The 14,650-nt window shown below is 71.3% G+C and carries 3 pseudogenes; all 3 read left to right on the top strand.

Going from position 1 to position 14,650, the window contains the following annotated elements:
• Positions 1-6: 6 nt before the first annotated feature.
• A pseudogene (locus tag BR98_RS42790) lies at positions 7-8,138 on the top strand (type I polyketide synthase); the annotation flags it as partial.
• Between the two features lie 192 nt (positions 8,139-8,330).
• A pseudogene (locus tag BR98_RS42785) lies at positions 8,331-9,842 on the top strand (type I polyketide synthase); the annotation flags it as partial.
• A 294-nt stretch (positions 9,843-10,136) separates the two neighbouring features.
• A pseudogene (locus BR98_RS42325) lies at positions 10,137-14,640 on the top strand (type I polyketide synthase); the annotation flags it as partial.
• Between the last annotated feature and the right edge of the window lie 10 nt (positions 14,641-14,650).

Raw genomic sequence — 14,650 nt, 5'->3', positions numbered from 1 at the left:
GACATGGCTAACGAAGACAAGCTCCGCGACTACCTCAAGTGGGTGACGGCCGACCTGAAGGAGACTCGCGAGCGACTTCGTGAGCTCGAGTCAGGAAAGCACGAGCCGATCGCGATCGTGGCCATGAGCTGCCGTTTCCCAGGCGGGGTCGGCTCCCCCGAGGAGCTGTGGCAGCTGGCCGCAACCGGCCGGGATGCGGTCTCCGGGTTCCCGACCGACCGCGGCTGGAACCTCGACGAGCTGCGCGACCGGAACCCGGAGCGGTCCGGCCGCAGTGACGCGCACGAGGGCGGGTTCGTCTACGACGCCGCCGGGTTCGACGCCTCGTTCTTCGGCATCAGCCCGCGCGAGGCGATGGCGATGGACCCGCAGCAGCGCCTGCTGCTGGAGGCGGCCTGGGAGGCCTTCGAGCGCGGCGGCATCGACCCGGCCTCGGCCAAGGGCAGCCGGGCGGGCGTCTTCGTCGGCGGCTCGCACTCCGGCTACGGCACCACGGTCGGCGCGATCCCCGAGGAGTTCTCGGGGCATCTGCTGACCGGCGGCTCCGGGGCGGTGCTCTCGGGGCGGCTCTCCTATGTGCTGGGTCTGGAGGGCCCGGCGGTGACGGTGGACACGGCGTGCTCGTCCTCGCTGGTGGCGCTGCACCTTGCGGTGCAGGCGCTGCGCAACGGCGAGTGCGACCTGGCGCTGGCCGGTGGCGTCACCGTGATGTCCACGCCGACCGCGTTCGTGGAGTTCAGCCGGCAGCGCGGGATGGCGGCGGACGGCCGCTGCAAGTCCTTCGCGGCGGCGGCGGACGGGACGGGCTGGGGCGAGGGCGTCGGGGTGCTGCTCGTGGAGCGGCTCTCGGACGCCCAGCGCAACGGGCACCAGGTGCTGGCCGTGGTGCGGGGCAGCGCGGTCAACCAGGACGGGGCGAGCAACGGGCTCACCGCCCCGAACGGCCCGTCGCAGCAGCGCGTGATCCGCGAGGCACTGGCCAACGCGCGACTGACGGCACGTCAGGTCGATGCGGTGGAGGCACACGGCACTGGCACCCGGCTGGGTGACCCGATCGAGGCTGACGCGCTGCTCGCGACGTACGGCCAGGAGCGGCCGTCCGAACAGCCGCTGCGACTCGGCTCGTTGAAGTCGAACATCGGCCACACCCAGGCGGCGGCCGGTGTCGCCGGCGTGATCAAGATGGTCATGGCGATGCGGCACGGTGTGCTGCCCAAGACGCTGCACCTGGACGGCCCGACGCCCGAGGTGGACTGGTCGGCGGGCGCTGTTGAGCTGCTGACCGAGGCGACGGCGTGGCCGGAGACGGGCGAGCCGCGCCGGGCCGGGGTGTCGGCGTTCGGCGTGAGTGGGACGAACGCGCACGTGATCCTGGAGCAGGCGCCCGAGGTGGCGAGCGAGGCGGCTGCGGTTGAGGTGGCGGCCCCGGCGGTGCTGCCGTGGGTGCTCTCGGGGCGCAGCGCGGAGGCCGTGCGGGCGCAGGCGCAGCGGCTGCTCGTGCATGTGCGGGCTGACGAGGCCTCGGCGCTGGATGTGGCGTACTCGCTGGCGACGACGCGTTCGGCGTTCGAGCACCGGGCGGCCGTGGTCGCCGACAGCCGGGAGGCCTTCCTCGACGGACTGGCCGCGCTGGCCGAGGGCCGGGATGCGGCTGGTGTGGTGCGCGGCACGGCTGCTGGTGAGAGCAGCGGGTTGGCGTTCCTGTTCTCCGGTCAGGGCAGCCAGCGCGCCGGGATGGGGCGTGAGCTGTACGGGGCGTTCCCGGTGTTCGCCGCAGCCTTCGACCGGGTGTGCGCCGAGCTGGACAAGCACCTCGACACCCCGCTGCGCGAGGTCGTCTTCGGCGACAGCGGATTGATCGACCAGACCGCCTACACGCAGGCCTCCCTGTTCGCGCTGGAGACCGCCCTGTTCCGGCTCGTCGAGTCCTGGGGAATCCGGCCGGACTTCCTCGCCGGGCACTCCATCGGCGAGGTCACCGCCGCCCACCTCGCCGGCCTGTGGACCCTCCAGGACGCCGCGACCCTGGTCGCCGCACGCGGACGCCTCATGCAGGCCCTCCCCACCGGCGGCGCCATGATCGCCGTCCAGGCCACCGAAGACGAGATCACCCCCCACCTCACCGACCGCATCTCCATCGCCGCCATCAACGGCCCCAACTCGATCGTCCTGTCCGGGGACGACGACACCGTCACCAGCGTCGCCCAGATCTTCGCGGACCAAGGACGCAAAACCCGCCGCCTGCGGGTCAGCCACGCCTTCCACTCCCCCCACATGGACCCGATGCTCGACCAGTTCCGAGCCATCGCCTCCTCCCTCACCTACAACCAGCCGACCACCCCCCTGGTCTCCAACCTCACCGGCACCCTCGCCGACCCCCAGGACCTCCAGACCCCCGACTACTGGGTCCGACACGTCCGCGAAACCGTCCGCTACACCCACGCCATCACCACCCTCGCCACCGAAGGCGCAACCACCTTCCTGGAACTCGGCCCCGACACCGTCCTGACCGCCATGACCCAGGACACCCTCGACAACGCCACCACCATCCCCCTCCAGCGCGCCAACCGCCCCGAAGAGCGCAACATCACCGGTGCCCTCGCGGAGTTGCACGCGACCGGCACCCCCGTCGACTGGTCCGCCTACTACGCGGGCACCGGCGCCACCACCACCCCCCTGCCCACCTACGCCTTCCAACACCAGCACTACTGGCTCGAAGGAACCCCGGTCGCCAGCGACCCCACGGACCAGTCCTTCTGGGAGACCGTCGAACGCGAGGACCTCCAGGCGTTCGCTGCCACCCTCCAGCTCGACCCCGACGCCCCACTGAGCACCGTCCTGCCCGCGCTCTCCACCTGGCGCAAGGACCAACGCGACCGTTCGGCCGTCGACACCTGGCGCTACCAGATCACCTGGAAGCCCCTCACCACGACCAGCACCGGCAACCTCACCGGTACCTGGCTGGTCGTCACCCCCACCGACGGCCACCCGCTGCTCGACTGGACCACCCAAGCCCTCACCACCGCCGGCGCCACCGTCCAGACCCGCACCATCGACGCCCTCCAGAACACCGACGCCCTCCAGAACACCGACCCCTCCGGCATCGTCTCCCTACTGGACCTCGAAGACACCCTGACACTCATCCAAACCGGCATCGACGCACCCATCTGGGCCCTCACCCAAAGCGCCGTCTCCACCACCCCCACCGAACGCATCAACAACCCCGAACAAGCACAAATCTGGGGCCTGGGCCGCGTCGCCGCCCTCGAACACCCCGACCAATGGGGCGGCCTCATCGACCTCCCCACCACAATCACCAACCACACCACCACCCAACTCACCACCGCCCTCACCAACACCACCGGCGAAGACCAACTCGCCCTACGCGACACCGCCATCCACACCCGCCGCCTCACCCACGCCCCCACCAACACCAACACCAACACCATCACCAGCGCCTGGACCCCCACCGGCACCACCCTCATCACCGGCGGCACCGGAGCCCTCGGCACCCACCTCGCCCGCCACCTCGCCCACCACGGCGCCCCCACCTCCTCCTCACCAGCCGACGCGGCCCCAACGCCCCCGGCGCCACCCAACTCACCCAAGAACTCCAAACCCTCGGCACCCGCGTCACCATCACCGCCTGCGACACCACCAACCGCCAAGCCCTCGCCGACCTCATCGCCCAACACCCCGACCTCACCGCCGTCATCCACACCGCCGGCATCCTCGACGACGCCACCATCACCACCCTCACCCCCAACCGCCTCACCACCGTCCTCACCGCCAAAGCCCACACCGCCCACCACCTCCACGACCTCACCCGCGACCACGACCTCACCGCCTTCGTCCTCTACTCCTCCATCGTGGGCGTCCTGGGCAACGCCGGGCAGGCCACCCAGGCTGCCGCCAACGCCTACCTCGACGCCCTCGCCCACCAACGCCACACCGACAGCCTCCCCGCCACCTCCATCGCCTGGGGCCCCTGGGCCGACGCGGGGGCCAGCGAGGTCCAGCTCCGTCGCAGCGGCGTGGCCGCTCTGCCCGCGGCGTCGGCGGTCGCGCTGTTCGGCCCGCTGGTGGCCTCGGGTGACGCCACGGCGACCGTGGCTGACATCGACTGGGAGCGTCTGGCCCCGGCGTTCACCTCGACGCGGCCCGCACCGCTGATCTCCGACCTCCCCGAGGTCCGCCAGGCGCTGGGCGCCACAGGTTCTGCGGCCCAGCCGTCGGCCGCCGACGACACCTCGCTGGCCAAGCAGGTGACCGGCCTCCCCGAGGCCGAACAGGGTCGACTGGTCGTGGAGTTGATCAGGTCCCAGGTCGCGCTCGTGCTGGGCTTCTCCGGTCCGGAGGCGGTCGAGGCGGGCCGCGCGTTCATGGAACTCGGCTTCGACTCCCTGATGGCCGTCGAGCTGCGCAACCGCCTGAAGACGGTCACCGGCCTGAGCCTGCCCGCCACCCTGGTCTTCGACTACCCGAACGCCACCTCGCTGGCCAAGTTCATGCTCGGCGAGATCTCCAACACCGCCGAGCAGCCGGCCGGTTCGCCGGCCGTGGTGGCCTCGCTCGACGAGCCCATCGCGATCGTCGGACTGGGGTGCCGCTACCCAGGCGGCGTGGCCTCCCCGGCGGACCTGTGGCAGTTGGTGGCGAACGCGACCGACGCGATCTCCGGGTTCCCCACCAACCGCGGCTGGGACCTGGACGGGCTGTACGACCCAGACCCCGATCAGCGCGGCACGTCGTATGTGCGTAGCGGCGGATTCCTGTACGACGTCGCCGAGTTCGACGCCGACTTCTTCGGCATCTCGCCGCGCGAGGCGCTCGTCATGGACCCGCAGCAGCGCCTGCTGCTGGAGACCGCCTGGGAGGCGGTGGAGCGCGCGGGCATCGACCCGACGTCCCTGAGCGGCAGCCGGACGGGCGTCTTCACGGGCACCAACGGCCAGGACTACACCATGCTGCTGAGCGAGGCAGGGGAGGCCGCCGAGGGCTACCTCGCCACCGCGACCTCCGCCAGCGTGGTCTCCGGGCGCCTCTCCTACGCCTTCGGCCTCGAAGGTCCGGCGGTGACGGTCGACACCGCCTGCTCGTCCTCGCTGGTGGCCCTGCACCTCGCGGTGCAGGCGCTGCGCAACGGCGAGTGCGACCTGGCGCTCGCCGGCGGTGTCTCGATCATGGCCACGCCGGTGGCGTTCATGGAGTTCAGCCGTCAGCGGGCACTCGCTCCGGACGGCCGCGCCAAGTCCTTCGCGGCGGCCGCCGACGGCGCCGCATGGGGCGAGGGCGCCGGTGTGATCGTGGTGGAGCGGCTCTCGGATGCCGAGCGCAACGGGCACCCGATCCTCGCGGTAGTGCGCGGCACGGCCGTGAACCAGGACGGCGCGAGCAACGGGCTCACCGCGCCGAACGGGCCGTCGCAGCAGCGGGTGATCCGCCAAGCGCTGACCAACGCGGGTCTGACGGCAAGTCAGATCGACGCGGTGGAGGCACACGGCACCGGCACCAAGCTCGGCGACCCGATCGAAGCCCAGGCCCTGCTCGCCACCTACGGGCAGAACCGCCCGGCCGACCGGCCGCTGCGCCTCGGCTCGCTCAAGTCCAACATCGGCCACACACAGGCGGCTTCGGGTGCCGGCGGCATCATCAAGATGGTCGAGGCTCTCCGGCACGGTGTGCTCCCGAAGACGCTGCACGTGGACGAGCCGACGCCGCAGGTGGACTGGTCCGAGGGCGCGGTCGAGCTGCTGACCGAGGCGATGACCTGGCCGGAGACCGGCGAGCCGCGCCGGGCGGCGGTGTCCTCGTTCGGCGTGAGCGGCACCAACGCGCACGTCATCCTGGAGCAGGCCCCCGCCCGCGAGAGCGAGCCGACCGCCGAGGTCACGATGTCCGGCGCCCTGCCCTGGCTCATCTCCGGCCGCACTGCTGACGCTGTCCAGGCCCAGGCCCAGCGCCTGCTGGAGCACGTCCAGGCGCACCCCGAGCTGAAGCCGCTCGACGTCGCGTACTCCCTCGCCACCACCCGCACCGCCTTCGAGCACCGCGCCGCCATCATCGGCGACAGCCACGAGACCCTCCTCGACGGCCTGGCCGCGCTCGCGACCGGCCAGGAGAACCCGAACCTCGTGCGCGGCACCGGCACGGGTGGGCGCACGGTGTTCGTGTTCCCCGGTCAGGGTGCGCAGTGGGCCGGGATGGCCGTCGAACTGCTCGACACCTCGCCGGTGTTCGCGCAGCGGATCGCCGAGTGCGAGCAGGCCCTCGCGCCGTTCGTGGACTGGTCGTTGACCGGCGTGCTGCGCGAAGCCGAGGGCGCGCCCTCGCTGGAGCGCGTCGACGTCGTGCAGCCCGTGCTGTTCGCCGTCATGGTCTCCCTCGCCGCCCTCTGGCAGTCCTACGGCGTCCAGCCGGCCGCCGTGATCGGGCACTCGCAGGGCGAGATCGCCGCCGCCGTCGTCGCCGGCGCCCTCACGCTCGAAGACGGCGCCCGCGTCGCGGCCCTGCGCAGCAAGGCCATCACCGCGCTCGCCGGACGCGGCGGCATGCTCTCCATCCCCCTCCCCCTGGCGGCCGTCGAGCAGGAGCTGGACACCCGCCCCGACGGCGGCCTCGCCGTCGCCGCCGTCAACGGCCCGACCTCGATCGTCGTATCGGGCGAGACCCAGGCGCTGGACCAGCTCCAGGCCCACTACGAGAACGCAGGCGTGCGCGCCCGCCGCATCCCCGTCGACTACGCCTCCCACTCACCCCAGGTCGAAGACCTCGAGACGGAGCTCGCGGACCTGCTGGCCGACCTGGCGCCACGCGAGGCCCAGGTGGCATTCCACTCCACCGTCACCACCATGCCGATGGACACCACCACCCTCGACGGCGCGTACTGGTACCGCAACCTGCGCCAGACCGTCCGCTTCGAAGAGACCGTCCGCGCCCTCATCGACCAGGGCCACACCACCTTCATCGAGATCAGCCCCCACCCCGTCCTCACCTACGGCATCGAGGAAACCTCCAGCGACGTCCTCATCACCGGCACCCTGCGCCGAAACGAAGGCGGCCAGCAGCGCTTCCTCACCTCCCTGGCCACCCTCCACACCCACGGCCACCCCACCGACCTCAGCGGGCTCCTCGCCGGCGGCACCACCACCCCCCTCCCCACCTACGCCTTCCAACACCGCCACTACTGGCTCGAAGCAGCACCGACCGGCAACGCCGACCTGACCTCAGCCGGCCTGGCCACCACCACCCACCCTCTCCTCAGCGCGGTGATCAAGCCCGCCGACACCGACACCCTGCTCCTCACCGGCCGGCTCTCCCTCACCACCCACCCCTGGCTGGCCGACCACGCCGTCAACGGCACCGTCATCCTCCCCGGCACCGCCTACGTCGAACTCGCCCTCCACGCCGGCGACCACACCAACACCACCCACCTCGAAGAACTCACCCTCCACACCCCACTCACCCTCCACACCACCGGCGCCACCCGCCTCCAGGTCGCCGTCAGCACCCCCGACGACACCGGCCGACGCACCATCACCATCCACTCCCAGCCGGAGAACGCCGCCCACGGCAGCCCCTGGACCCAGCACGCCGCCGGTACACTGACCGCCCAACCGGTGATCGAGTCCGCGCCCGCCGGCCTGACCGTATGGCCCCCGGCCGGCGCCACCCCGATCGACCTGAGCGCGCTCTACCCCACCCTCGACCAGGCCGGCTACGGCTACGGCCCCGCCTTCCAGGGCCTGCACACCGCCTGGCAGCACGACGGCAGCATCTACGCCGAGGTCACGCTCCCGCAGGAGCAGCGCGCCCAGGCCGCGCACTGCACCATCCACCCCGCGCTGCTCGACGCCGCCCTGCACGCCGTCGGGCTGACCCGCACCGCCGCTGCCGGCTCCGACGGCGGCACGAATGCCTCGGCGCCGGTGCTCCCGTTCTCCTGGGAGTCCGTCACCCTGCATGCGGTCGGCGCGACTTCACTGCGCGTCCGGCTCACGCCCACCGGGACCGACACCCTCGCGCTCACCATCGCGGACGGCACCGGCGCCCCGGTCGCCCGTGCGGAATCGCTCGCTCTGCGTGCGATCAGTTCCGGGCAACTCACGGCCGCCCGGAGCACGCTGAGTGATGCGCTGTTCCAGATCGACTGGGTACGGGGGGGGCCGAGTTCCCCGATTTCCGCTTCGCCGCAGGGATCGTTCGTTCTCGTTGGGCCGGACACGCTCGGCCTGGAGAAGACGCTGCGCACGGCCGGGTACCGGCTGGAGCAGCACCCGGATCTGACCTCGTTGAGCAAGCGTATCGCCGCTGGTCAGAGCGCCCCTGACGTGGTGTTCGTCACCTGCGCCGGGCCCTCGCACGTCGATTCCGAAAGCCTCCCGGACGACGCTCGCGCGATGACCCAGGAAGTTCTGACTCTGATACAGTCCTGGCTGGTCGATCATCAGTTCGCATCGTCGCAGCTGGCTCTGATCACTCATCACGCTGTCTCCACGCGTGCGAGTGAGGATGTCCCAGGTCTGGTTTCCGCTCCGATCTGGGGACTGATTCGATCTGCTCAGTCGGAAAACCCTGGCCGTTTCACCGTCATCGACGTGGACGGCGAGGAGGAATCCTGCGCGGTGCTGCTGCCCGCGGCGAGCTGGGCCAGGACAACGGGGGAGGGACAGCTTGCTGTGCGACGTGGGCAGATCAATGTGCCGCGGCTGAGCCGTGCCGTGCGGCCGGCCCAGGCCGACGCCGCGCCGCGCGGCTTCGGGACCGGCACCGTGCTGATCACCGGCGCGACCGGCACCCTGGGCGGCCTGGTCGCCCGCCACCTGGTGACCGAACACCAGGTGCGGCACCTGCTGCTGGCCAGCCGCAGCGGCGCCACCGCTCCCGGCGCGGCCGAGCTGACGGCCGAACTCACCGCGCTCGGCGCCTCGGTGACCATCGCCGCCTGCGACGCCGCCGACCGGGAGGCGCTGCGCGAGCTGCTTGCGATCATCCCGGCCCAGCACCCGCTCTCCGCGGTCGTCCACACCGCGGGCGTGCTGGACGACGGCGTCATCGACTCGCTGTCGCCCGAGCGGCTCGCCCGCGTGCTGCGGCCCAAGGTCGACGCGGCCTTCCACCTGCACGACCTGACCAAGCACCTGGACCTCGCAGCCTTCGTGATGTTCTCCTCCGCCGCCGCCACCTTCGGTAGCGCCGGACAGGGCAACTACGCTGCCGCGAACGTCTTCCAGGACGCGCTCGCCCAGCACCGCAAGGCGCTGGGGCTGCCCGCCGGCTCGCTCGGCTGGGGCTTCTGGGCCCAGGCCAGCGGCATGACCGGTCAGCTCACCGACGCCGACGTGCGGCGGATGGCACGCGGGGGCATGATCCCGCTGCTGAACGAGGAGGGCCTCGCCCTGCTCGACGCCGCCCAGGCCGGCGAGCAGGCCGTCCTGCTGCCGATGAAGCTCGACAACGCGATCCTGCGCCCGGCGGCCGGCGTGGTGGACATCCCGCCGATGATGCGCGGCCTGGTCCGACTGCCCGCCCGCCGGACGGCCGAGACCGGTGCCGGCGGCAACGGGACGGCCCTCAAGGAGCGCCTCGCCGCCCTGCCGGAGGCCGAACGGGACGCTATGGTCCTGGAGTTGGTCAGGTCGACCGCCGCCGCCGTGCTCGGCTACCCCTCGGGCGACGCCATTGACCCGGCTCGCGGCTTCATGGACGTCGGCTTCGACTCGCTCACCGCCGTCGAACTGCGCAACCGGCTCAACGCCGCGAGCGGGCTCCGACTCCCGGCGACGCTCGTCTTCGACTACCCCACCCCCAGCGCGCTCGCGGGACACCTCCGCAAGGAGATCCACCTGGACGGCGTGGCGCCGGGCGCGTCCGCACTCAAGGAACTCGACCGGCTGGCAACGGTCCTGGAGGCCGCGGCCGAGGACGACGACACCCGCCTGGAGATCGTCCTGCGGATGAAGGCCCTACTCGGCAGGCTGAACGACTCGCGCGGCACCGCCGACGAGGCTTTCGCGGACGACGACCTCGACTCCGCCACGGACGACGAGCTGTTCGACGCCCTGGACTTCGAGCTCGGGAAGTCCTGAACCCCATGTACGTGATATTCCTGCTAGTCCTCGAGGGGCTGACCACGCATGTCGAATGAGGAAAAGCTTCGTTCCTACCTCAAGTTGGCGACCACCGATCTGCGCCAGACTCGACGCCGCCTCCAGGAGCTCGAGGACAAGGAGATCGAGCCCGTCGCCATCGTGGGCGTGGGCTGCCGCTACCCCGGGGGCGTCAACTCGCTCGAGGACCTGTGGCAGTTGGTCTCCGAGGGCAGGGATGCGGTCTCGGGCTTCCCGACCAACCGGGGCTGGGACCTGGACGGACTCTACGACCCGGACCCGGACCGGGCCGGCACCTGCTATGTCCGGGAAGGCGGCTTCCTCTACGAGGCGGCCGAGTTCGACCCAGCCTTCTTCGGGATCTCCCCGCGCGAGGCGCTGGCGATGGACCCGCAGCAGCGCCTGCTGCTGGAGGCAACCTGGGAGGCGTTCGAGCAGGCCGGCGTCCAACCGGAGTCCGTGCGCGGCAGCCGGACCGGCGTCTTCGCCGGCGTCATGTACAGCGACTACGTCGCGCGGCTGAAGGCCGTCCCGGACGGCTTCGAGGGCTACCTGGGCAACGGCAGCGCGGGCAGCGTCGCCTCGGGTCGTATCTCCTACGTGCTGGGCCTGGAGGGCCCGGCGGTGACGGTGGACACGGCGTGCTCGTCCTCGCTGGTGGCCCTGCACCTCGCGGTGCAGGCGCTGCGCAACGGCGAGTGCGACCTGGCGCTCGCGGGTGGTGTGACGGTGATGTCCACCCCTGGCGCCTTCGTGGAGTTCAGCCGCCAGCGCGGCCTGGCTACTGACGGCCGCTGCAAGTCCTTCGCGGCGGCGGCGGACGGCGCAGGGTGGTCCGAGGGCGTCGGCATGCTGCTCGTGGAGCGCCTCTCGGACGCCCAGCGCAACGGGCACCAGGTGCTGGCCGTGGTGCGGGGCAGCGCGGTCAACCAGGACGGCGCGAGCAGCGGGCTGACGGCGCCGAACGGTCCTTCGCAGCAGCGGGTGATTCGCCAAGCGCTGGCCAACGCACGCCTGACTGCCGGTCAGGTCGACGCGGTGGAGGCACACGGGACGGGTACCCGGCTGGGCGACCCGATCGAGGCGCAGGCGCTGATCGCCACCTACGGCCAGAACCGGCCCGCGGACCGGCCCCTGCTGCTGGGGTCGTTGAAGTCGAACATCGGACACACTCAGGGCGCGGCCGGTGTCGGTGGCGTGATCAAGATGGTCATGGCGATGCGGCACGGTGTGCTGCCGAAGACGCTGCACGTGGACGAGCCGTCCCCGCAGATCGACTGGTCGGCGGGCGCTGTCGAGCTGCTGACCGAGGCGACGGCCTGGCCGGAGACGGGCGAGCCGCGCCGGGCCGGGGTGTCGGCGTTCGGCGTGAGTGGGACCAACGCTCACGTGATCCTGGAGCAGGCGCCCGAGGTGGCGAGCGAGGCGGCTGCGGTTGAGGTGGCGGCCCCGGCGGTGCTGCCGTGGCTCCTCTCCGGCCGCACGGCGGAGGCGGTCCGGGCGCAGGCGCAGCGGCTGCTCGTGCATGTGCGGGACAACGCGGCCTCGGCGCTGGATGTGGCGTACTCGCTGGCGACGACGCGTTCGGCGTTCGAGCACCGGGCGGCCGTGGTCGCCGACAGCCGGGAGGCCTTCCTCGACGGACTGGCCGCGCTGACCGAGGGCCGGGAGGCGGCTGGTGTGGTGCGCGGGCAGGCCGGACGCGGAAAACTCGCCTTCCTGTTCTCCGGTCAGGGCAGCCAGCGCGCGGGGATGGGACGCGAGCTGTACGGGGCGTTCCCGGTGTTCGCCGCAGCCTTCGACCGGGTGTGCGCCGAGCTGGACAAGCACCTCGACACGCCGCTGCGCGAGGTCGTCTTCGGCGACAGCGGGTTGATCGACCAGACCGCCTACACGCAGGCAGCGTTGTTCGCGCTGGAGACCGCGCTGTTCCGGCTCGTCGAGTCCTGGGGAATCCGGCCGGACTTCCTCGCCGGGCACTCCATCGGCGAGGTCACCGCCGCCCACCTCGCCGGCCTGTGGACCCTCCAGGACGCCGCGACCCTGGTCGCCGCACGCGGACGCCTCATGCAGGCCCTCCCCACCGGCGGCGCCATGATCGCCGTCCAGGCCACCGAAGACGAGATCACCCCCCACCTCACCGACCGCATCTCCATCGCCGCCATCAACGGCCCCAACTCGATCGTCCTGTCCGGGGACGACGACACCATCACCAGCGTCGCCCACATCTTCGCGGACCAAGGACGCAAAACCCGCCGCCTGCGGGTCAGCCACGCCTTCCACTCCCCCCACATGGACCCGATGCTCGACCAGTTCCGAGCCATCGCCTCCTCCCTCACCTACAACCAGCCGACCATCCCCCTGGTCTCCAACCTCACCGGCACCCTCGCCGACCCCCAGGACCTCCAGACCCCCGACTACTGGGTCCGACACGTCCGCGAAACCGTCCGCTACACCCACGCCATCACCACCCTCGCCACCGAAGGCGCAACCACCTTCCTGGAACTCGGCCCCGACACCGTCCTGACCGCCATGACCCAGGACACCCTCGACAACGCCACCACCATCCCCCTCCTGCGCGCCAACCGCCCCGAACCCCACACCGCCACCCGCGCCCTCGCCGAACTCCACACCACCGGCACCACCATCAACTGGTCCACGTACTACGCGGGCACCGGCGCCACCACCACCCCCCTGCCCACCTACGCCTTCCAACACCAGCACTACTGGCTCGAAGGTCCTGAGGAGACGTCGGCAGACGAGGTAGTCGACACGACGGACGCCCAGTTCTGGCAGGCCGTGGACGATCAGGACTTCGAAGCCCTCGCTGCCACCCTCCAGCTCGACCCCGACGCCCCACTGAGCACCGTGCTCCCGGCACTGTCGACCTGGCGCAAGGACCAACGCGACCGTTCGGCCGTCGACACCTGGCGCTACCAGATCACCTGGAAGCCCCTGTCAACCACCAACAGTTCCTCTCTGTCCGGTACCTGGCTGATCGTCACCCCCACCGACGGCCACCCGCTGCTCGACTGGACCACCCAAGCCCTGGCCGAAGGCGGCGCCACCGTCCAGACCCGCACCATCGACGCCCTCCAGAACACCAACCCCTCCGGCATCGTCTCCATGCTGGACCTGGAAGACACCCTGACACTCATCCAAACCGGCATCGACGCACCCATCTGGGCCCTCACCCAAAGCGCCGTCTCCACCACCCCCACCGAACGCATCAACAACCCCGAACAAGCACAAATCTGGGGCCTGGGCCGCGTCGCCGCCCTCGAACACCCCGACCAATGGGGCGGCCTCATCGACCTCCCGACCACAATCACCAACCACACCACCACCCAACTCACCACCGCCCTCACCAACACCACCGGCGAAGACCAACTCGCCCTACGCGACACCGCCATCCACACCCGCCGCCTCACCCACGCCCCCACCAACACCAACACCAACACCAACACCATCACCAGCGCCTGGACCCCCACCGGCACCACCCTCATCACCGGCGGCACCGGAGCCCTCGGCACCCACCTCGCCCGCCACCTCGCCCACCACGGCGCCCCCCACCTCCTCCTCACCAGCCGACGCGGCCCCAACGCCCCCGGCGCCACCCAACTCACCCAAGAACTCCAAACCCTCGGCACCCGCGTCACCATCACCGCCTGCGACACCACCAACCGCCAAGCCCTCGCCAACCTCATCGCCCAACACCCCGACCTCACCGCCGTCATCCACACCGCCGGCATCCTCGACGACGCCACCATCACCACCCTCACCCCCAACCGCCTCACCACCGTCCTCACCGCCAAAGCCCACACCGCCCACCACCTCCACGACCTCACCCGCGACCACGACCTCACCGCCTTCGTCCTCTACTCCTCCATCGCCGGCACCATCGGCAGCCCCGGCCAAGCCAACTACGCCGCCGCCAACGCCTACCTCGACGCCCTCGCCCACCAACGCCACACCGACGGCCTCCCCGCCACCTCCATCGCCTGGGGCCCCTGGGCCGACACCGGCATGCTCATCGACGCCGGCGCCAACGAAGAACGCCTCAAGCGCGGCGGCATGCCCCCCATGACCCCCCACCTCGCCATCACCGCACTCCAACGCGCACTCGACAACGGCGACACCCACATCGCCATCGCCGACATCGACTGGCAACGCCTCGCCGTCTCGTTCACCTCGACGCGGCCGAGCACCCTGTTCCAGGGCATCCCCGAGGCCGCCGGCGCGCCTGAGGTCGGCGTCACCCCCGCGCATCAGCAGAGCCTGGCCGACCAGCTCAGCCGGCTCCCCGCCGTAGAGCGCCCCCGCCATCTCCTCAACCTCGTGCGCGAGCACGTGGCGCTGGTCCTCGCGCACCCCAACCCGACCGGCATCGAGGCCGACCGCGCGTTCAAGGAGCTCGGTTTCGACTCCCTCACCGCCGTCGAGCTGCGCAACCGACTGAACGCGGCCACCAACCTCAACCTCCCCGCCACCCTCGTCTTCGACTACCCGACACCGGCTGCCCTCGCCGACCACCTCGGCAC

It is taken from the genome of Kitasatospora azatica KCTC 9699 (genome assembly GCF_000744785.1).
In the GTDB taxonomy this organism is placed as follows: Bacteria; Actinomycetota; Actinomycetes; order Streptomycetales; family Streptomycetaceae; genus Kitasatospora; species Kitasatospora azatica.
This window is presented reverse-complemented; position numbering and strand designations above follow the sequence as displayed.